At 68.5% G+C, this 20,900-nt stretch carries 18 protein-coding genes; 12 read left to right on the forward strand and 6 right to left on the reverse strand.

Going from position 1 to position 20,900, the window contains the following annotated elements; all coding sequences use genetic code 11:
• Positions 1–151: 151 nt before the first annotated feature.
• Together AC6LKG_RS24235 and AC6LKG_RS24240 are read right to left on the reverse strand one after the other, a co-directional pair.
• Complete coding sequence (locus AC6LKG_RS24235; protein WP_498169054.1) at positions 152–1,135, reverse strand: Bug family tripartite tricarboxylate transporter substrate binding protein; 984 nt, start codon at positions 1,133–1,135, stop codon at positions 152–154.
• Between the two features lie 255 nt (positions 1,136–1,390).
• Entirely contained in the window at positions 1,391–2,290 is a 900-nt protein-coding gene (locus tag AC6LKG_RS24240; RefSeq protein WP_498169056.1) for a LysR family transcriptional regulator, read from the reverse strand.
• Positions 2,291–2,439: 149 nt separating this feature from the next.
• On the opposite strand from AC6LKG_RS24240, the gene AC6LKG_RS24245 reads away from it, so the two are divergent.
• From AC6LKG_RS24245 to AC6LKG_RS24255, 3 genes are read left to right on the forward strand one after another with little or no spacing between them, the layout of a single operon-like run.
• Complete coding sequence (locus AC6LKG_RS24245; RefSeq protein ID WP_498169058.1) at positions 2,440–3,354, forward strand: SDR family NAD(P)-dependent oxidoreductase; 915 nt, start codon at positions 2,440–2,442, stop codon at positions 3,352–3,354.
• 7 nt (positions 3,355–3,361) lie between these two features.
• Positions 3,362–4,222 (forward strand): MaoC/PaaZ C-terminal domain-containing protein, encoded by an 861-nt coding sequence (locus tag AC6LKG_RS24250; RefSeq protein ID WP_498169061.1) that lies wholly within the window; start codon positions 3,362–3,364, stop codon positions 4,220–4,222.
• Positions 4,219–5,472, forward strand: coding sequence for a CaiB/BaiF CoA transferase family protein (locus AC6LKG_RS24255; protein ID WP_498169063.1), 1,254 nt, complete (start codon positions 4,219–4,221; stop codon positions 5,470–5,472). The genes AC6LKG_RS24250 and AC6LKG_RS24255 overlap by 4 nt, the downstream gene beginning before the upstream one ends.
• A 43-nt stretch (positions 5,473–5,515) precedes the next feature.
• On the opposite strand, the gene AC6LKG_RS24260 is transcribed toward AC6LKG_RS24255, so the two are convergent.
• On the reverse strand, positions 5,516–7,039 hold the full coding sequence (locus AC6LKG_RS24260) for a fumarate hydratase (protein WP_006388864.1): 1,524 nt from the start codon (positions 7,037–7,039) through the stop codon (positions 5,516–5,518).
• 77 nt (positions 7,040–7,116) lie between these two features.
• Entirely contained in the window at positions 7,117–7,884 is a 768-nt protein-coding gene (locus AC6LKG_RS24265; protein ID WP_054416447.1) for a crotonase/enoyl-CoA hydratase family protein, read from the reverse strand.
• A gap of 258 nt (positions 7,885–8,142) precedes the next feature.
• Between AC6LKG_RS24265 and glyQ the strand changes: the two genes are divergently transcribed.
• The 7 genes from glyQ to def all read left to right on the forward strand — a co-directional run bounded on the left by glyQ (position 8,143) and on the right by def (position 14,488).
• Positions 8,143–9,054, forward strand: a complete 912-nt coding sequence (glyQ, locus tag AC6LKG_RS24270) for a glycine--tRNA ligase subunit alpha (protein ID WP_006388861.1) — start codon at positions 8,143–8,145, stop codon at positions 9,052–9,054.
• Positions 9,055–11,193 (forward strand): glycine--tRNA ligase subunit beta, encoded by a 2,139-nt coding sequence (gene glyS, locus AC6LKG_RS24275; RefSeq protein ID WP_498169066.1) that lies wholly within the window; start codon positions 9,055–9,057, stop codon positions 11,191–11,193.
• Positions 11,190–11,729: a D-glycero-beta-D-manno-heptose 1,7-bisphosphate 7-phosphatase gene (gene gmhB, locus AC6LKG_RS24280; protein ID WP_498169069.1), complete on the forward strand. Its 540-nt coding sequence runs from the start codon at positions 11,190–11,192 to the stop codon at positions 11,727–11,729. The genes glyS and gmhB overlap by 4 nt, the downstream gene beginning before the upstream one ends.
• On the forward strand, positions 11,729–12,457 hold the full coding sequence (locus AC6LKG_RS24285; protein ID WP_498169070.1) for a lysophospholipid acyltransferase family protein: 729 nt from the start codon (positions 11,729–11,731) through the stop codon (positions 12,455–12,457). The genes gmhB and AC6LKG_RS24285 overlap by 1 nt, the downstream gene beginning before the upstream one ends.
• On the forward strand, positions 12,444–13,427 hold the full coding sequence (locus AC6LKG_RS24290) for a M48 family metallopeptidase (protein WP_498169073.1): 984 nt from the start codon (positions 12,444–12,446) through the stop codon (positions 13,425–13,427). The genes AC6LKG_RS24285 and AC6LKG_RS24290 overlap by 14 nt, the downstream gene beginning before the upstream one ends.
• A gap of 57 nt (positions 13,428–13,484) precedes the next feature.
• Complete coding sequence (gene gloA, locus AC6LKG_RS24295; protein WP_498169076.1) at positions 13,485–13,880, forward strand: lactoylglutathione lyase; 396 nt, start codon at positions 13,485–13,487, stop codon at positions 13,878–13,880.
• A 74-nt stretch (positions 13,881–13,954) separates the two neighbouring features.
• Positions 13,955–14,488 (forward strand): peptide deformylase, encoded by a 534-nt coding sequence (def, locus tag AC6LKG_RS24300; RefSeq protein ID WP_498169079.1) that lies wholly within the window; start codon positions 13,955–13,957, stop codon positions 14,486–14,488.
• On the opposite strand, the gene AC6LKG_RS24305 is transcribed toward def, so the two are convergent.
• The gene (locus tag AC6LKG_RS24305; protein WP_498169080.1) at positions 14,476–16,752 is read right to left on the reverse strand and encodes an acyl-CoA dehydrogenase; all 2,277 of its coding nucleotides are present in this window, start codon (positions 16,750–16,752) and stop codon (positions 14,476–14,478) included. The two genes, def and AC6LKG_RS24305, sit on opposite strands and share 13 nt — an antisense overlap.
• A 147-nt stretch (positions 16,753–16,899) precedes the next feature.
• On the opposite strand from AC6LKG_RS24305, the gene AC6LKG_RS24310 reads away from it, so the two are divergent.
• Positions 16,900–18,129, forward strand: a complete 1,230-nt coding sequence (locus AC6LKG_RS24310) for a nucleoside recognition domain-containing protein (RefSeq protein ID WP_498169081.1) — start codon at positions 16,900–16,902, stop codon at positions 18,127–18,129.
• A gap of 37 nt (positions 18,130–18,166) precedes the next feature.
• Here AC6LKG_RS24310 and pyk read toward each other — a convergent pair whose 3' ends face one another.
• The gene (gene pyk / locus AC6LKG_RS24315; RefSeq protein ID WP_498169082.1) at positions 18,167–19,609 is read right to left on the reverse strand and encodes a pyruvate kinase; all 1,443 of its coding nucleotides are present in this window, start codon (positions 19,607–19,609) and stop codon (positions 18,167–18,169) included.
• A gap of 105 nt (positions 19,610–19,714) precedes the next feature.
• Between pyk and AC6LKG_RS24320 the strand changes: the two genes are divergently transcribed.
• Complete coding sequence (locus AC6LKG_RS24320; protein ID WP_498169084.1) at positions 19,715–20,857, forward strand: glycerate kinase; 1,143 nt, start codon at positions 19,715–19,717, stop codon at positions 20,855–20,857.
• The last annotated feature ends 43 nt before the right edge of the window (positions 20,858–20,900 follow it).

The raw sequence follows: 20,900 nt of genomic DNA on the forward strand, positions 1-20,900 counted from the left end.
CTATTTTATACTCTGTCAGACAGCGTCTCCAGACCAACAGATGACACACCTGTGTGGGGACGCGGGCGGCGTCAGTTGTGAAAAAGAGACGGCGCCCGCCCGGGGCCAGGGCGCGGCGCCATGCGGGCCGGGGGCGGCACCCGCCATCCGCCTAGTCCAGCGTGATCCCCGCCTTTTGGATCACTTCCCGCCATTTCACGATTTCCGCCTGGACGAACTTGCCAAACGCCGCCGCGCTGCCCGGCTTGGGCTCCGCCCCGGCAGCCACCATGGCACGGGCCGTCGCCGGGTCCGACAGCACCTTGACCATATCCGCATTCACGCGCGTCACGATGTCCGCCGGCGTGCCCGCCGGCGCCATCAGGCCGCTCCATGAGTACGCTTCGTATCCGGGCAACCCCGCCTCGGCGATCGTGGGCACTTGCGGCAGCATGCTCGAACGCGTCGGGTTACCCACGCCCAGCGCGCGGACCTTTCCCGTCTTCACGTGCGGCACCGCCGAAGGGCCATCGGCGAACATCACCTGCACCTGTCCGCCCAGCAGGTCCTGCATCGCCGGCGCGCTGCCCCGGTACGGAATATGCTGGATCTTCACCCCCGCCATGGCGTTGAACAGTTCGCCAGCCAGGTGCGTACCGCCGCCCGTGCCCGACGAACCGAACGACAGCTTGCCCGGGTTGGCCTTGGCATAGGCGATCAATTCGCTCACCGAATTGACCGGCAGCCTCGGGTTGACCACCAGCACGATCGGAAACACCGCGGCCATTCCCACCGGCACGAAGTCGCGGCTGATGTCGTAGGTCAGGTTGCCGCGCAGGCTCGGCAGCACCGCGTGGTGAATGGAAGCGAAGAAGAAGTTGTAGCCGTCCGGCGCGGCCTTGGCGGCGAACTGCGCGCCGACGATGCCGCCCGCGCCCGAACGGTTGTCCACCACCGTCGGCACCGACCACAGGTGGCCCAGGGGCTGCGACGTAAAACGCGCGGTGGTGTCGACCGGGCCGCCGGCGGGAAACGGCACGATGAACGTCACGGCATGGCCGGGCCAGACGGCGGCGCGGGCGAAAGTGGGCAGCAAGGTCGTGGCGCACGCGGCGCCCAGCCCCGCGATGACGCGGCGGCGTTGTGGGTCTGGCAAGGCAGTCTCCTGAGTCTCGTTCTTGTCGGTGGCGCGGCCGCAAACCGCACCGGAACAACGCGGTGCCTTGCCGCCTGCCGGCCCCATTTTTCTGCTGCCCGCGCTTCAGGCGCGGCCGGGGCTTTTTTTATTATTTGCCGCGCGGCCGCTTTTGCCGCTACACATTTGCAAAAGCCCCTCTTTCGCCGCGATGCCAGGTTCGCTGACCGGACGCTCTGTCGTGTCCTGCGCGCCGCCCTTGCGCCGCCGCCCCGCCTATTGCCCTCGCGCCGCGCGCTGCACGTGCTCGATGAAGCACTCGGCAAAACTCGGCAGGTCGCGGCCGCGCTGGCGGCATAGCAGGCGATCGCGCAAGGCCCACGGATCATTCAGCTTCAGCACGTGCAGCGCGTCCGGCCGACTGTAGCGCGCGGCGCAAGCGCGCGGCACCACGGCGATGCCGGCGCCCGCCTCGACCATGCGGCAGACGGCCTCGAAACTGCCCACGTGCACGCGCTGGCAGATGCGCTTGCCCAGGCCGCTGGCGATGTCTTCCAGGAAGGTCTGGATGGCGCTGTCGGGATGGATGCCGACGAACTGGTAGGCATCCACCAGGTCGGCGAAATGGGCCGACCCCGAAGCCGCCAGCGGATGATCCAGCGCCGTGACCACGGTGAGTTCATCGCGGAACAGCGGCGTCACGTCCAGGCCCTCGACGTCGATGTTGCCGGCCACCAGGCCCAGGTCGCCGGCGCCGGCGCGGATCGCGATGACGATGTCGCCCGAGATCTTCTCCTCCAGCTCGACGTCCACGTCCGGGTTCTCGGCCAGGAAGGTCGACAGCGCATCGGCCAGGAAGGAATTGGTGGCGGTGGTGTTGGCCAGCAAGCGCAGCCGCCCTTTCAGGCCGCTGGCGTAGGGCTGCAGGTCGGCGTTCAGGCATTCGAGCTGGCGGAATACCGCGTTGGCGTGCTTTAGCAGCACCTCGCCGGCCGGCGTCAGCGCCACGCCCGTGGCCATGCGCACCAGCAGCCGCGCCTTGAAGGCCTCTTCCATGTGCTTGACACGCGCGCTGGCGGCAGGCAGCGACAGGAAGGTGCGTTCGGCCGCGCGGGTCAGATTGAGCGTTTCTCCCACGTTCACGAAGAGCCGCAGGTCAGTCAGATCATGTCTCATGTTCCACCACACAGAAGGGGGGCATTTTTAATTTTGAATTCTTCGAATGCCGTCACGAACATACCATGGGGCAACCCCGTAAACCATACGGTTTGACGCGGAACTGTTTCCCAACGCGGCACGCGCCGCGGCACCAGGAGTGAGTCCCCATGAGCGGTATTGTTTCCGGCAAGGTCGTCGTCGTCACGGGCGCGGGAGGCGGCATCGGCCGCGGCATCGCGCTGGCCATGGCGCAGGCGGGCGCCAGGGTGGTGGTCAACGACATCGGCGTCTCGCTGACCGGCGAAGGCGGCGGCGAAGGCCCGGCTCACGCCGTGGCGCGCGAGATCGCCGCGGCCGGGGGGCAGGCCGTCGCCAACACCGACAGCGTCGCCGCGTACGACAGCGCCAGCCGCGTCGTCCAGGCCGCCATCGACGCCTTCGGGCGCATCGACGCAGTGGTCAACAACGCCGGCAACCTGCGCGACCGCGTATTCCACAAGATGAGCGAGGAGGAGTGGCGCCAGGTCATCGACGTGCACCTGAATGGCTCGTTCTTCATGAGCCGCGCCGCCGCCCCCTATTTCCGCGAGCAGGAATCCGGCGCCTTCGTGCACATGACGTCCACGTCCGGCCTGATCGGCAATTTCGGCCAGGCCAACTATGCCGCCGCCAAGCTCGGCATCGTCGCGCTGTCCAAGTCGATCGCGCTGGACATGGCGCGCTACAACGTGCGCTCGAACTGCATCGCGCCGTTCGCCTGGAGCCGCATGACCAGCTCCATTCCCGCCGAGACCGATGAGGAAAAAGCGCGCGTCGAAAAGTTGAAGAAAATGGAAGCCGGCAAGGTCGCGCCCATGGCCGTGTACCTGGCCAGCGATGCGGCCAGCGCCATCACCGCGCAGGTGTTCGCGGTGCGCGCCAACGAGATCATGCTGATGAGCCAGCCGCGCCCGCTACGCAGCGTGCACCACGGCGAAGGCTGGACACCCGAGCTGATCGGCGAGATCGCCGTGCCCGCCATGCGCAAGCATTTCTACGCGTTGGAGCGCTCGCCCGACGTGATCGACTGGGACCCCATCTGAGACCGCCATGCCGCTCGATTACGCAACCGTGAAGCACTGGCGCTTCGACGACGTGCGCCAGCACTACGACGACAAGGACACCATGCTGTATGCCCTGGGCATCGGCCTGGGGCAGGACCCCGAAGACACCCGCCAACTGCGCTACGTGTACGAAAAAGACCTGCGCGCCTTCCCCACCATGAGCGTGGTGCTGGGCTATCCGGGCTTCTGGATGAGCGATCCGCGCGCCGGCATCGACTGGGTCCGGCTGGTGCATGGCGAGCAGCGGCTGGCGCTGCATGCGCCGCTGCCCACGTCCGGCACCGTGATCGGCAGGAGCCGCGTCACCCACGTGATCGACAAGGGCGCGGACAAGGGCGCCATCGTGGTCACCGAACGCACGCTGCACGACAGCGCCGGCACGCACCTGGCCACATTGCGGCAAAGCACCTTCTGCCGTGGCGACGGCGGCTTCGGCCAGGGCGACGCCAGCCCCGAGCCGCTGCCCGCCGCGCCGCAAGGCGAACCGGAACGCCGTTGCGCGCTGCGCATTCCGCCGCAGGCGGCGCTGCTTTACCGCCTGAATGCCGATCGCAATCCGCTGCATGCCGACCCCGAGGTCGCGCATCAGGCGGGTTATCCCAAGCCGATTCTGCATGGCCTGTGCTCCTACGGCATCGCCGCGCACGCGCTGGTCAAGACCTGGTGCGACTACGACGCCGCCCGCCTGACGCGGCTGGACGCGCGCTTCTCGGCGCCGGTGTACCCGGGCGAGACGCTGCAATGCGACATGTGGCGCATGCCCGACGGCCAGATCCGCTTCATCGCCCGCGCCGTCGAACGCGACGTCGTCGTGATGAGCCACGGCACCGCCGAGGTGCAACCATGACGCGCCCGCCCGCGCTCGACGGCATCCGCGTGCTGGACCTGTCGCGCATCCTGGCCGGCCCCTGGTGCACGCAGAACCTGGCCGACCTGGGTGCCGACGTCATCAAGATCGAACGCCCCGGCGTCGGCGACGACACCCGCGCCTGGGGCCCGCCCTTCCTGAAGGACGGCCAGGGCGTCGACACCAACGAGTCCGCCTACTACCTCAGCGCCAACCGCAACAAGCGCTCGGTCGAGGCCGACATGGCCACGCCGCAAGGCGCGGCGCTGATCCGCGAGCTGGCGGCGGTCAGCGACATCCTGGTCGAGAACTTCAAGGTCGGCGGGCTGGCCAAGTATGGCCTGGACTACGCCAGCCTGAAAGCCATCAATCCGCGCCTGATCTACTGCTCGGTCACCGGCTTCGGCCAGGACGGCCCGTTCGCGCGGCGCCCCGGCTACGACTTCATGATCCAGGGCATGGGCGGGCTGATGAGCATCACCGGCGAACGCGACGACCTGCCCGGCGGCGGGCCGCAGAAGGCCGGCGTGGCAGTCACCGATATCGTCACCGGCATGTATGCGACAGTGGCGATCCTGGCGGCGCTGCAGGAACGGCACCGCAGCGGGCTGGGCCAGCACCTGGACATCGCGCTTCTCGACAGCCACGTGGCGCTGCTGGCCAACCAGAATTCCAACTACTTCAATTCCGGCGTGGCGCCGACGCGCGCGGGCAACGCGCACCAGAACGTGGTGCCCTACCAGGTGTTCGCCGCCAGCGACGGCCATCTGATCGTGGCCACCGGCAACGAATCGCAGTACCGCGCCTATTGCAAGGCCATCGGCGCGCCGGAGCTGGGGGACGATCCGCGCTTTGCCACCAACCGGCTGCGCGTGACCCACCGCGAAGAGCTGGTCGGGAGACTGGCCGCCATCATGCGCCAGGGACGGCGCGATGACTGGATCGCCAGGCTGGAGGCCGTGGGCGTTCCCTGCGGCCCGATCAACGATATCGCCCAGGCCTTCGCCCATCCGCAGGCGCAGGCGCGGCAGTTGCGCCGCGACCTGCCGCATCCGGGCGGCGGCGTCGCGCCCGTGACCGCCAGTCCATTGCGTTTTTCCGATTCGCCGGTGGTCTATCGGCGCGCGCCGCCGCTGCTGGGCCAGCACACCGAGGAAGTGCTGCGCGAGGTGCTGGGAAAGTCGCCGCGGGCCATCGCCGAATTCGTTTCGGCGCGCCTGCGCCAACCTGATTTCCCATTCACTGCCTGACGGGCGCCGTCACCGGCGCCCGCTTCGCGTTTCCGCTCCCGGCTTACGCGGTGGCGACGGGGATCTTGCCGATCCGGGCCTGCCATTCCTTCGGCCCGGTGGTGTGGACCGAGGTGCCCTGGGCGTCAACCGCCACGGTCACCGGCATGTCCTTCACGTCGAACTCGTAGATGGCTTCCATGCCCAGGTCGGCGAAACCCAGCACCTTGGCGCCGCGGATCGCCTTGGACACCAGGTAGGCCGCGCCGCCCACGGCCATCAGGTAGGCCGAGCCGTGCTTCTTGATCGACTCGATCGCGACGGGGCCGCGCTCGGACTTGCCGATCATCGCGATCAGCCCGGTCTGCTCCAGCATCATGTCGGTGAACTTGTCCATGCGGGTGGCGGTGGTCGGACCGGCCGGGCCCACCACTTCGTCGCGCACCGGATCGACCGGGCCGACGTAGTAGATGACGCGGTTGGTGAAGTCCACCGGCAGCGGCTCGCCCTTGGCCAGCATGTCCTGGATGCGCTTGTGCGCGGCGTCGCGGCCGGTCAGCATCTTGCCCGACAGCAGCAGGGTCTGGCCCGGCTTCCAGCTGGCGACCTCTTCCTTGGTCAGCGTGTTCAGGTCGACCTGCTTGGACTTGTTGTAGTCCGGCGCCCAGTGAACTTCCGGCCATTCCGACAGCGACGGCGGGTCCAGGCGCGCCGGGCCCGAGCCGTCCAGCTCGAAGTGGGCGTGGCGGGTGGCCGCGCAGTTCGGGATCATGGCGACCGGCTTGGAGGCCGCGTGCGTCGGGAAGGTGTTGATCTTGACGTCCAGCACGGTGGTCAGGCCGCCCAGGCCCTGGGCGCCGATGCCCAGCGCGTTGACCTTTTCGTACAGCTCGATGCGCAGCTCTTCGAGCTTGTTCTGCGGGCCGCGGGCCAGCAGTTCGTACATGTCGATGTCTTCCATCAGCGACTGCTTGGCCATCAGCATGGCTTTTTCGGCGGTGCCGCCGACGCCGATGCCCAGCATGCCAGGCGGGCACCAGCCGGCGCCCATGGTCGGGACCGTCTTGAGCACCCAGTCCACCAGCGAATCGCTGGGGTTGAGCATGGCGAACTTCGACTTGTTTTCCGAGCCGCCGCCCTTCGAAGCCAGTTGCACGTCGACCTTGTCACCCGGGACCAGCTCGACGTGCAGAATACAGGGCGTGTTGTCGCGGGTGTTCTTGCGGGCGAACAGCGGGTCATCCAGCACCGAGGCGCGCAGGGGATTGTCCGGGTTCAGGTAGCCGCGGCGCACGCCTTCGTCGCACAGTTCCTGCAGGGTGCGCTTGGTGTCGAAGCGCACGCCCATGCCGACCTTCAGGAACACGTTGACGATGCCGGTGTCCTGGCACAGCGGGCGCTTGCCTTCGGCGCACATGCGCGAGTTGGTCAGGATCTGCGCCATCGCGTCGCGCGCGGCCGGGCTTTCCTCGCGCTCGTAGGCGCGGGCCAGGTGGCGGATGTAGTCGACGGGGTGGTAATAGCTGATGAACTGGATGCCATCGGCTATCGACTGGATGAAGTCTTCTTCTTTGATGAGGACGGACATGGCGATATGCGGGTTACGGAGGGAAACATGAAAACGCGGCCGGCGAACCGGCCGCGCGCGATGGGGTGCAGCTTATTTTATTTTCCTTGCCAGACCGGTTTGCGCTTTTCAGCGAAAGCGGTGGCGCCTTCCTTGGCGTCGGCCGACGAGAAGATGTGGGCGATCAACGGACGCTGGCGGCTGAACATCTCTTCCTGGGTCCAGTCGCCGGACTGCGCCACGATGCTCTTGGCGGTCTGCACCGATAGCGGACCGTTCTCGACGATGGCGCGGGCCAGTTCCAGCGCGCCGGCCAGGGCGCCGCCCGGCTCGGTCAGGCGGTTCACCAGGCCGAAGCCGTAGGCGCGCTCGGCGCCCAGCATGTCGCCGGTCAGGATCACTTCCATGGCGATGTGGTACGGCAGGCGGCGCGGCAGGCGCAGCATGCCGCCGGCGCCGGCCACCAGGCCGCGCTTGACTTCGGGCAGGCCGAACTTGGCGTTGCTGGCGGCCACGATCAGATCGGACGCCAGCGCCATTTCGCAGCCGCCGGCCAGGGCGTAGCCTTCGACCGCGGCGATCAGCGGCTTTTTCGGCGGCGCTTCGTTCAGGCCGGCGAAACCGCGGCCTTCGACGTACGGACGCTGGCCCGACTTGGCGAAGGCCTTCAGGTCCATGCCCGACGAGAACGTGCCGCCCGCGCCCGTCAGGATGCCGATGCGCACGTCGTCGCGGCTGTCCAGCTGATCCAGCGCTGCGGCCATGGCCTGGGCGGTTTCCAGGTTGATGGCGTTCTTGGCCTCGGGGCGGTTGATGGTGATGATCTGGATGCCGTCGGCGACTTCCACCTTGATCAGGTCAGACATGCGGATGCTCCTTCCGGGGTTTTGGGGATGTTGGTTTTATATAAGACTGGTCAACCTGGAATGATACGACCAATGCCGGACAGCCGCAGGGCGCCGCGCCGCCGGTGTCCGCCTGGAGCACGCCCCGTCCGAGATGTAACGGCCAGGATGTAACCGCCATCCCGGGGTCCGCCCCCGGGGCCGCCCCGGGCCAGTTAAAATGCCCGGTTTCCCACGCCCACGGCAGACGTCGCCCGGCGATCGAATTCCAAGAATCCTATGCTCACCTTTCAGCAAATCATCCTTACGCTCCAGGAATACTGGGACAAGCAGGGTTGCGCCCTGCTGCAGCCCTACGACATGGAAGTCGGCGCCGGCACCTCGCACACCGCCACCTTCCTGCGGGCGATCGGCCCGGAGCCCTGGCGCGCGGCCTACGTGCAGCCCTCGCGCCGCCCCAAGGACGGCCGTTACGGCGAGAACCCCAACCGCCTGCAGCACTATTACCAGTACCAGGTGGTGCTGAAACCCGCTCCCCCGGAAATCCTGGACCTGTACATCGGCTCGCTCAAGGCGCTGGGCATCGACCCCACGCAGCACGACATCCGCTTCGTCGAGGACGACTGGGAAAACCCGACGCTGGGCGCCTGGGGCCTGGGCTGGGAAGTGTGGCTCAACGGCATGGAAGTAACCCAGTTCACCTACTTCCAGCAGGTGGGCGGCCTGGATTGCACCCCGACCACGGGCGAGATCACCTACGGCCTGGAACGCCTGGCCATGTACCTGCAGGACGTGCAGAGCGTGTACGACCTGGTCTGGACCGAAGGCGCCAACGGCCGCCGCGTGCTGTACCGCGACGTGTTCCACCAGAACGAAGTGGAACAATCCACCTACAACTTCGAATATTCGTCGGCCGAGATGCTGTTCGCGCACTTCAACGACTACGAAGCCGAGGCCAAGCGCCTGATGGACGTGCCGCTGGCGCTGCCGGCCTATGAAGCCACGCTCAAGGCCGCGCACACCTTCAACATGCTGGACGCGCGCGGCGCGATCAGCGTGACCGAGCGCGCCGCCTATATCGGCCGCATCCGCAACCTGTCGCGCGCCGTCGCGCAGGCCTACTACGATTCCCGCGAACGACTGGGCTTTCCCATGCTGGGCCGCGACAAGGCCGCCGGGGAGGCTGCATAAATGACGACGAACACCCGCCCCCTGCTGGTCGAGCTGCTGACCGAAGAACTCCCGCCCAAGGCCCTGCAGAAGCTGGGCCAGGCTTTCGCCGAAGGCGTGCGCGCCACGCTGGCGCGCCACGGCCTGCTGGCCGACGGCTGCGCCGTCGAGCCCTACGCCACGCCGCGCCGCCTGGCGGTGCGCCTGTCGGCCGTGCTGGCCCAGGCGCCCGACCAGGCCTACGCCGAAAAGCTGATGCCGGTGAAGATCGGCCTGACCGAAGACGGCAAGGCCACTCCGGCGCTGCAGAAGAAGCTGGCCGCCAAGGGCCTGGAAAACATCGACCTGGCCACCCTGGAACGTGAATCCGACGGCAAGCAGGATTACCTGGTCGCCCGCGGCACCGCCCCCGGCGCCGCGCTGGCCGCCGGCCTGCAGGAAGGCATCGACGCGGCCATCGACGGCCTGCCGATCCCCAAGGTCATGCGCTACCAGTTGGCCGATGGCGAAACCACCGTCAAGTTCGTGCGCCCGGCGCACGGCCTGATCGCGCTGTTCGGCGCCGACGTGGTGCCGGTCAGCGCCCTGGGCCTGACCGCCGGCCGCGAGACGCTGGGCCACCGCTACATGAGCAGCGGCGCCATCGCCATCGCCGATGCCGACGCCTACGCCGCCACCCTGGCCGAAAAGGGCCGCGTGGTGGCCTCGTTCGAAGGCCGCCGCGACGAGATCCATCGCCAGTTGCTGGACCACGCCGGCCGCCTCTCGGCCACGCTGGGCGACGACCCCGAAGTGGCCGCCCTGCTCGATGAAGTCACCGCACTGGTCGAACACCCCACCGTCTACGTCGGCGAGTTCGAGGAACAGTTCCTGCAAGTGCCGCAGGAATGCCTGATCCTGACCATGCGCCTGAACCAGAAATACTTCCCGCTGTTCGACCCGGCCAGCGGCCGCCTGACGCACCGCTTCCTGATCGTGAGCAACATGCGCACGGACAACCCGGTGAACATCGTCGAAGGCAACCAGCGCGTGGTGCGCCCGCGCCTGGCCGACGCCCAGTTCTTCTTCGAGACCGACCGCAAGACGCCGCTGGCCGCGCGCGTCGAGCAACTGGGCTCGATCGTCTACCACAACAAGCTGGGCACCCAGCTCGAACGCGTCGAGCGCGTGCGCGCCATCGCCCGCGACGTGGCCGGCAAGCTGGGCGGCGACGTCGCCGCCGCCGACCGCGCCGCGCTGCTGGCCAAGGCCGACCTGGGCTCGAACATGGTGGGCGAGTTTCCCGAGCTGCAAGGCATCATGGGCGCCTACTACGCCGCCGGCGACGGCGAGCCGGACAGCGTGGTGCAGGCGCTGCGCAGCCAGTACCGCAACCGCTACGACACGCCGGTCTCGCAGGACGGCCTGACCGCCGCCACGCTGTTCATCGCCGAGCGCGCCGAGACCCTGGTCGGCATCTGGGCCATCGGCCTGGCGCCCACCGGCGAACGCGACCCCTTTGGCCTGCGCCGCGCCGCGCTGGGCCTGATCAGCGCCTTCGAGCAACTGGCCGCCGGCGGCTGGCTCAAGCTCAACCAGGACGGCCCGCTGTCCCTGGACGGCCTGCTGGCCGCCACCGCCGCCACCTTCCCGGCCGGCAAGATCCCCGCCGACACGCTGGCGGAAGTGCGCGCCTTCATCTACGAACGCTACCGCAACCAGTTGATCAACGACCACGACCGCAACGCGGTCGAGGCCGTGATCGCCCTGGCGCCGCCGCTGCACCAGGTGGGCGAGCGCGTGCGCGCCGCCGCCGCCTTCGCGCAGATGCCCGAGGCCGCCAGCCTGGCCGCCGCCAACAAGCGCATCGGCAACCTGCTCAAGAAGGCCGAGGGTGAAATCGGCGCGGTCAATGATGCCGCGCTGGTCGAGCCCGCCGAAAAGGCGCTGGCCGCCGCCATCGCCATGCTGCGTCCGCAGGCCGAGGCGCAACTGGCCGCCGGCGACTTCGCCGCCAACCTGCGCACGCTGGCGCAGGCGCGCGAGCCGGTGGACGCCTTCTTCGCCGACATCATGGTCATGGCCGAGGACCCCGCGGTGCGCGCCAACCGGCTGGCGCTGCTGGGCCAGTTGCACACCCTGATGAACCAGGTCGCTGACATCTCCAGGCTGGCACAGTGAAGCTCATCATCCTCGACCGCGACGGCGTCATCAACCAGGACAGCGACGCATTCGTCAAGCATCCCGACGAATGGATCGCCCTGCCTGGCAGCCTGCAGGCCATCGCCCGCCTGACCCAGGCGGGCTGGAAGGTGGTGGTCGCCACCAACCAGTCGGGCCTGGCCCGCGGCCTGTTCGACATGGACACGCTGACCGCCATCCACACCAAGATGCGGCGCGAACTGGCCGCGGCTGGCGGCAGCGTCGACGCGATCTTCATGTGCCCGCACGGCCCGGACGACAACTGCACCTGCCGCAAGCCGCGCCCCGGCATGTTCGAGCAGATCGGTCACCGCTATGACGTCGACCTGGCCGGCGTGCCGGCCGTGGGCGACTCGCTGCGCGACCTTCAGGCCGCCGCCGCCGCCGGCTGCTCGCCCTGGCTGGTGCAGACCGGCAACGGCACGAAGACCCTGGCCAAGGGCGGCCTGCCCGAGAACACCCGGGTCTGCGATGACCTGTCGGCCGTGGTCGACGCCCTGCTGCAGGACAACTGATGGCCCGGCTGCGCTCGCTCCTGTACTTCCTGTTCCTGGCCATAACGGTCATCCCCTATGCCTTCGCCTGCGTGCTGTGGGCGCCGCTGCCGCTGCACCTGCGCTACAAGCTCACGGTGGGCTGGCCGCGCCTGGCCATCTGGGGCGCCAAGGTGATCTGCGGCATCCGCTGGCAGGTCAAGGGCTGGGAAAACCTGCCTGACGGCCCGGCGGTGCTGCTGTCCAAGCACCAGTCGGCCTGGGAAACGCTATTCTTCCCGGCCTATATGCCGCGCGAGGTCTGCTTCGTCTACAAGAAGGAACTGCACATGGTGCCGTTCTTCGGCTGGGGCCTGGCACTGTTGCGCATGATCGCCATCGACCGTTCCAAGGGCCGCGACGCCTTCGACCAGGTGGTCAAGCAGGGACAGGTCCGGCTGGACGAAGGCCGCTGGCCGCTGTTGTTCCCGGAAGGCACGCGCGTGCCGCCCGGCAAGACCGCGCGCTTCAAGATGGGCGGCGCGCTGCTGGCCTCGCGCACCGGCGCGGTGGTCATCCCGGTGGCGCACAATGCCGGCGAATGCTGGCGCCGCAACGCCTTCGTCAAATATCCGGGCATGGTTACGCTGTCCATCGGTCCCGCGATAGAATCGAAGGGAATCTCCCCCGAGGAACTGAACCGGAAAGTCCAGGACTGGATCGAAGGGGAAATGCGGCGTCTCAATCCAGAAAGGTATGCCCAGCACTGACCAGCTCGAACTCCTGTTCGACGTGCAAGACTCCGACGCGGCTGCGGACGCGTCGCCTCTGAGTGCGCCTCCCGCGCCACGCAAGGCGCCGGTGGCCACGCCGCCCGCGCCGCTGTTCCCTCCCTCTTCTTCCCCCGCGCCCAAGCCGGCCGGCGAACCGCTGCTGACGCTGTCGCCCAACGCCGCCGCGCGCGTGCCCACGCCCTGCCCCGATCCTATGCCGCCGGGCGCGCGCTGGCGCGAGGTGGACACCGATCCGCAACCCATCGGCTTCGTGCTGTTGCGCTCGCGCCGCCGCAGCATCGGCTTCGTCATCACCGACGACGGCCTGCGCGTCACCGCCCCCAACTGGGTCACGCTGGCGCAGGTCGACGATGCGGTGCGCGAGAAATCCCGCTGGATCGTCGCCAAGCTGCGCGAATGGCACAACCGCAAGCAGCAACTGGCCATGGCGCACACGCGCTGGCAGGCCGGCGGCGAATTGCCCTACCTGGGCAAGCGCATCGTGCTGGGCGTGGGCGGCGACAGCCGCCAGACCCGCCTGTCGGGCGATGCCGAAGCGCCGGCCGACGGCGACACGCTGTGGCTGGCGCTGCCGGCCGACGCCGACCAGGGCCGCATCCGCGACGCCGCCCAGGCCTGGCTGCAACAGCGCGCCGGCGCCTGGTTCGGCGCCCGGCTGGCGCATTTCCTGCAGATCAGCGGCCTGAAGATCCGCCGCTGGCGCCTGTCGTCCGCCGCCACGCGCTGGGGCTCGTGCACCAGCGACGGCAACATCATGCTGAACTGGCGCCTGATCCACTTCGCGCCGGCCATCATCGACTACGTCATCGCGCATGAACTGGCCCACCTGCGCGAAATGAACCACAGCCAGGACTTCTGGCGCGAAGTCGGCCAGATCCTGCCCGATTTCGAAGCAGCCAAAAACGTACTGCGGCGCCACGATCCGGCCTCGCTCCCCCAGTTCTAGACGGGTCGCGCCTCGCGGTTCCGTGACTCCGCCCCCCACCGCCAAAGGAATATCACCATGCGTATGCTCCACACCATGCTGCGAGTCGGCAACCTCGACAAGTCCATCGATTTCTACACCAACGTGCTCGGCATGCGAGTACTGCGCCGCAACGACTACCCGGACGGCAAGTTCACGCTGGCGTTCGTCGGCTACCAGGACGAATCCGAGGGCGCCGTGATCGAGCTGACCCACAACTGGGATACCGACAAATACGACCTGGGCACCGGCTACGGCCACATCGCCCTGGAAGTCGACAACGCCTACGAAGCCTGTGACAAGGTCAAGCAACGCGGCGGCAAGGTCACCCGCGAGGCCGGCCCGATGAAGCACGGCACCACCGTGATCGCCTTCGTCGAGGACCCGGACGGCTACAAGATCGAGTTCATCCAGAAGAAGGGACGCGTGGATTGAGGCCTGCACGCCGCGCCCACTGCGCAGGCTAGCCGCCCCTTTTAGCGACAGACAACTTCTCTTGCACCATCGCCATGATCCACACCATCCTGAAAATGGGCGATCCCCGGCTGCTGCGCGTGGCGCCTCCGGTCGAGCGCTTCGACACTCCCGAATTGCACGCCCTGATCGAAGACATGTTCGAGACCATGGCGGCGGCGCAAGGGGTGGGCCTGGCTGCCCCACAGATCGGCGTCGACCTGCAACTGGTGATCTTCGGCTTCGACCGCAACGAACGCTATCCCGATGCGCCCGCGGTGCCGCAGACCATCCTGTGCAATCCGGTTATCACGCCGCTGTCCGACGAAATGGAAGACGGCTGGGAAGGCTGCCTGTCGGTGCCGGGCCTGCGTGGTCTGGTGCCGCGCTACCGCCACATACGCTACCAGGGCAAGGACCCCTACGGCCGCGCCATCGAGCGCGAAGCCGAGGGCTTTCACGCCCGCGTGGTGCAACACGAATGCGACCACCTGATCGGCCGGCTCTATCCCTCGCGGATCCAGGACTTCTCGAAGTTCGGCTTCACCGAAATCCTGTTCCCGGGCATGGATCCGAATCAGGACGACTGATCGTCGCGCGGCGCTGAGCGCGGGTTCGCGCCCGCCTCACCCGGCGACAATTCCTGCGGCGCGAAGTCATCCACCTGCAATACCCGCGAGACGATCGCCTCGGCCTCTTCAAGTTGTGCCGCCTGCGCCGCCGTGATCGCGCCATGCCGGTGCGCTTCGCGCCAATCGCGCACGCCCGACTGGCGCAAGCGGTCGCGGATCGGCTGCACCGCATCCACCAGGGCGAAGGCGCGGGTCAGCAGCGCCAGGGGGTCGTCGTCCTGCGCATCGCCGGCGGCCGCCGCGCGTTGCAGGTCGGCCGCCAGCCGCACATGGGTCGGCGACGGCTTGAGCAGCAGTTCGGCGCATTCCCGGGTCAGCGCGTCACCCGGCCCGCGTGCCAGCCGCAGCGGCAGGATGGCCGCGCGCAGCGCCCAGGCCAGCGGCCGGCCAGGCAGGTTGGACAGCACCTGGTCCATGCGCGTTTCGATCTCGGCATAGCCGCGCGCCATGCACCAATGCACCAGGGGCAGGTCGTCATGCTTGCGCCCTTCGTCCTCCCAGCGCTTGAGCACGGCCGACAGCAGGTACAGCTCGGCCAGGAGGTCGCCCAGCCGCGCCGACAGCATCTCGCGGCGCTTGAGGCCGCCGCCCAGCCGCGCCAGGACGGCATCCGCCAGCAGCGCGAAGCCGGCCGCATAGCGTCCCAGCCGGCGGTAGTGGCCGGCGGTCGGGCCTGACACCGGCGACGGCGCCAACAAGCCGCCGGTCCAGGCGCGGCCGATGGCGCGCAGCGTGTTCATGCCGGTATGGCGCAGGTGGCGCCAGAACACGTCGTGGAACACCTCCATGCCGCGCTCTTCGTCGGGATTGCCCAGCGCCAGGATCTCCGGCATCAGGTAGGGATGGGCGCGGATCGCCCCCTGGCCGAAGATGATCAGGTTGCGCGTCAGGATGTTGGCGCCCTCGACCGTGATGGCGATGGGCACCGCCCGGTACAGCGCGCCGAGATAATTGCTGGGCCCGTCGATCACGGCGCGCCCGGCGTGCACGTCCATGGCATCGTTGACAGACACCCGCATGCGCTCGGTGGCATGGTATTTCATGATGCCCGACACCACCGCCGGCTTGACGTCCTGGTTCAACGCCGCGCAGGTCAGGCGGCGCGCCGCTTCCACCAGGTAGGCGTTGCCCGCCAGGCTGGCCAGTTTTTCCTGCACGCCCTCGAACTTGCCAACGGGGATGCCGAACTGCTCGCGCACCCGCGCGTACATGCCGGTGGCATGCGCGCTCATCACGCACGCCGCCGCCGACAGCGACGGCAACGAAATGCCGCGCCCCGCCGCCAGCGCGCTCATCAGCATCTGCCAGCCGTGGCCGGCGCGCTCCACGCCGCCGATCAGCGCGTCCAGCGGCACGAACACGTCGCGCCCGCGATTGGGTCCGTTCTGGAATACCTGCATCGCCGGCAGGTGGCGGCGGCCGATCTCGACGCCGGGCGCGTCGGTCGGCACCAGCGCCACCGAAATGCCGATGTCGCGCGCGCCGCCCAGGATGCCGTCGGGGTCCGACATCTTGAAGGCCAGCCCCAGCACCGTGGCCACCGGCCCCAGCGTGATGTAGCGCTTGTGCCAGTTCAGGCGCACGCCGATCAGCTCGCGGCCGTCCACCACCTGGCGACAGACCACGCCGGTATCCACCATGGACGCGGCATCCGAGCCGGCCTCGGGACTTGTCAGCCCGAAGCACGGCACCTCGCGGCCGTCGGCCAGGCGCGGCAGCCAGTAATCGCGCTGGGCCTGGGTGCCGAACTGCATCAGCAGCTCGCCCGGCCCCAGCGAATTGGGCACCATGACCGTGACGCCGGCGGTGATCGAATAGGCGGAGATGCGCCGCACCACCTCGGAATGGGCGTAGGGCGAGAAGCCCAGGCCGCCGTGGCGCTTGGGGATGATCATGCCGAAGAAGCGCTGCGCCTTCAGGAAGGCCCAGACCTCGGGCGGGAGGTCGCGGCGGTGCCAGGTGATGTCCCATTCGTCCAGCATCGCGCACAATTGCGCCACCGGGCCGTCGATGAAGCGCTGTTCATCGGGCGTCAGGGCCGCCGCGGGCACGTCCAGCAGCTTGCGCCAGTCGGGGTTGCCGGTGAACAGGTCGGCTTCCCACCAGGTGTCGCCGGCCTCGATGGCCTCGCGTTCGGTGGCCGAGAGCGGCGGCATTGCGTTGCGGGCCCAACGGTATGCGGGTTCGGAGATGCGGCGCCGGCGCCAGGCGTTGAAATCCATGTGCTCTCTCTCGTTCGATGCCACTGGGCGTATCAGGGCAAAGTACCAGAATTGGGCCATCGGGGACAAACCCCATGGGTCCGACTCTGCGACAATGGGCCTCCCCGCGCTGGTGCGCATTCCCTTCGCTGTCCGGGCACACACCGCATGCTGAACAAACTCTGGCTGGGCTTTTTCCTGACCGCCGCCGCATCCGCCCTGCACCGCTGGCTGGCCATCGGCGATCCGGACGTGTTCCATGCCATGGTCGCCAGCCTGTTCGACATGGCGCGGGTGTCGGTCGAGGTCATGGTGCTGCTGTTCGGCACGCTGACGCTATGGCTGGGCTTCCTGCGCATCGCCGAACGGGCCGGACTGGTGGAACGGCTGGCGCGCATGCTGGGGCCGCTGTTCGCGCGCCTGATGCCCGAGGTGCCCCGCAACCACCCCGCGATCGGTTTGATCACGCTCAACTTCGCCGCCAACGGTTTGGGCCTGGACAATGCCGCCACGCCGATCGGCTTGCGCGCGATGCGCGAACTGCAGGCGCTCAATCCCAAGCCCGACACCGCCAGCAACGCCCAGATCCTGTTCCTGGTGCTCAACGCCTCGTCGCTGACGCTGCTGCCGGTGACGCTGTTCATGTTCCGCGCCCAGCAGGGCGCGGCCGACCCGACCCTGGTGTTCCTGCCCATCCTGCTGGCCACCAGCGCGTCGACGCTGGCCGGCCTCCTGGCGGTGGCGGCTTGCCAGCGCCTGCGGCTGATCGATCCGGTCGTGATGCTGTGGCTGGGCGGCGCGGCCCTGCTGCTGGGAGGCTTCATGGCGCTGCTGGCCAGCATGTCGGCCAGCGCCATCGCCGCGCTGTCGTCGCTGATGGGCAACCTGGCGCTGTTCGGCATCCTGCTGGCCTTTCTGATCGCCGGCGCCTGCAAGAAGGTGCCGGTGTACGAGGCCTTCATAGACGGCGCCAAGGAAGGCTTCGACATCGCCAAGAGCCTGCTGCCCTATCTGGTGGCGATGCTGTGCGCGGTCGGCGTGCTGCGGGCCTCGGGCGCGCTCGACTTGCTGTTGGACGGCATCCGCTGGCTGGCCGCCAATGCCGGCTGGGACACGCGCTTCGTCGACGCGCTGCCGACCGCGCTGGTCAAGCCGTTCTCGGGCAGCGCGGCGCGCGCCATGATGCTCGAGACCATGGCCCATTTCGGCGTCGACAGCTTTCCCGCACGGCTGGCGGCGGTCATGCAGGGCAGCACCGAAACCACTTTCTACGTGCTGGCGGTGTATTTCGGCTCGGTCGGCATCCTGCGCGCGCGCCACGCGGTCGGCTGCGCGCTGGTCGCCGACCTGGCCGGCGTGCTGGCGGCCATCGGCGTGTGCTACTGGTTCTTCGCTTGAACGGCGCGGGCCTCGCGGCCCCGCGCCGCGAGAGCCCTCAATCCACCAGCAGGATCTTCATGCCGTTGGTGCCGCCGCTGTCGCGGTAGAAGTCGCCCTTGGTGAGAATGACCCAGTCGCCTGCCTGCACCAGGTTGCGCTTCTTCAGCTCGTCGATGGCGGCATTGCTGAGATCCGCCGGCTCGTAGTCCGACGGCGCGAACGGAATGGTGTACACGCCGCGGAACATGGTCACGCGATTCTGCGTGACGCTGTGCGGGCTGTAGCAGTAGATCGGCACGCCCGAGCGGATGCGCGACATGATCAGCGGCGTGTGGCCGCTTTCGGTCAGCGCGATGATGGCCTTGACGCCCGGAAAGTGGTTGGCCGCGTACATGGCCGCCAGCGCGATGGTTTCGTCGCAGCGCGTGAAGGTCTCGCCCAGGCGATGGTGCGACTGCGTGCTGGTGGGATGCTTTTCCGCGCCCAGGCAGACGCGCGCCATGGCCTGCACCGTCTCGACAGGATACGAACCCGAGGCGCTTTCGGCCGACAGCATCACCGCGTCGGTGTAGTCCAGCACCGCGTTGGCCACGTCCGAGACTTCGGCGCGCGTGGGCATCGGGCTGGAGATCATCGACTCCATCATCTGGGTCGCGGTGATCACCACCTTGTTGAGCGTGCGGGCGTGCTGGATGATGCGCTTCTGGATGCCCACCAGTTCGGCGTCGCCCACTTCCACGCCCAGGTCGCCGCGCGCCACCATCACGCCGTCGCTGGCGCGGATCAGCGCATCCAGCGCCTCGTCGTCGGCCACCGCTTCGGCGCGCTCGATCTTGGCGATGATCCAGGCTTCGCTGCCGGCGGCGCGCAGCAGTTCGCGCGCCTCGTCGATGTCGCTGCCATAGCGCGGGAACGACACCGCGACATAGTCCAATGCCATTTCCGCCGCCAGCTTGATGTCGACGCGGTCCTTGTCGGTCAGGCTGGGGGCCGACAGGCCGCCGCCGCGCCGGTTGATGCCCTTGTTGTTGGACAGCGGGCCGCCGACCGTGACGGTAGTGTGAACCTCGTCGCCCTCGACCCGGTCCACCACCAGCACCACGCGGCCGTCATCGAGCAGCAGCTCGTCGCCGACGCGGCAGTCCGTCACCAGCTCGGGATAGTCGATGCCGACGATGCTGGCGGTGCCCGCGTCCTTCGGGTGCACGCGCGACAGCGTGAACGGCTGGCCCGCCTGCAGTTGCACCTGCTTGTCGGTGAAGCGCGCGATGCGGATCTTGGGCCCCTGCAGGTCGCCCATGATGGCGACGAAGCGGCCCTGCCGCGCGGCGCTCTCGCGCACCAGGCGGGCGCGCTCGCGGTGGTCGTCGGCGCTGCCGTGCGAGAAGTTCAGCCGCGCCACGTCCAGGCCGGCCTTGATCATGGCGTCGATGCGTTCCGGCGTCGACGTCGAGGGCCCCAGGGTGGCGACAATTTTGGTGCGGCGCAATACAGGCATGGCGATCCACTCTCACATGAACAACGAAAGCGCTATGGTACGACGGCGGCGGACACGCGGGTATCATGATCGGCATCCCCTCCCCAACGAACCGTGGCCGACCTCGTGAAAATCGTCATCGCACCCGACTCTTTCAAGGAAAGTATCTCCGCGCCCGACGCGGCCGCGGCCATCGCGCGCGGCGTCAAGGCCGCCTGTCCCGGCGCGCAGACGGTCTGCATTCCGATGGCGGACGGCGGCGAGGGCACGGTCGAGGCGGTGCTGGCGGCGGCCGGCGGCCAGGCACGCGAGCGCACCGTCAACGATGCCCTGGGTCACAAGGTCGACGCCGTGTGGGGCCTGCTCGACGACGGCACCGCCATCATCGAGATGGCCGCGGCCGCCGGCCTCGAACTGATCGCGCCATCCAAGCGCGATCCGATGCGCGCCAGCAGCCATGGCGTGGGCGAATTGATCCTGGCGGCGCTGGATGCCGGCGCCGGACGCATCATCCTGGGCCTGGGCGGCTCCGCCACCAACGACGGCGGCGCCGGCATGCTGACCGCGCTGGGGCTGCGCCTGCTCGACCAAGAAGGCCGCAGCCTGCCGCCGGGCGGCGGCGCGCTGGGCCAGTTGGCCAATATCGACATGCGCGGTCTCGACCCGCGGCTGGCGAAGACAAGCATCGTCATCGCCTCTGACGTCGACAATCCCTTGTGCGGCCCACAGGGCGCCTCGCACGTGTTCGGTCCGCAGAAAGGCGCCACGCCGGAACAGGTACAGACGCTGGACGCCATGCTCGGCCACTTCGCCGATATCTGCGCGCGCCAACTGGGCAGCGACCACCGCCACGAGGCCGGCGCGGGCGCCGCCGGCGGCCTCGGCTTCGCCGCCAAGACGTTCCTGAACGCGCACTTCCGGCCCGGCGTCGAGATCGTCGCCGAACTCGGCGGCCTGGCGCAGGCCATGGAAGGCGCCACGCTCGCCTTCACCGGCGAAGGCCGCATGGACGCGCAGACCCTGCGCGGCAAGACGCCGGCGGGCGTGGCCCGCATCGCGCACCAGGCTGGCGTGCCGGTGGTGGCGCTGGCCGGCTCGCTGGGCGAGGGTTACGAAGCCTTGCATGGCAGCGGCATCAGCGCCGCCTTCAGCCTGGCGCCCGGCCCCATCACTTTGCAGCAGGCCCTGACCGACGCCGAACGCCTGCTGCACGACCGCGCCCGCGACGTCATGCAATTGTGGATGGCGGCGCAGAAGCGCATGCTGTAGCCGGGACCGTCGGGCGCGAGCGAAACATGCCGGCCCCTCGCTT

It is taken from the genome of Achromobacter sp. 46006 (assembly GCF_059761975.1).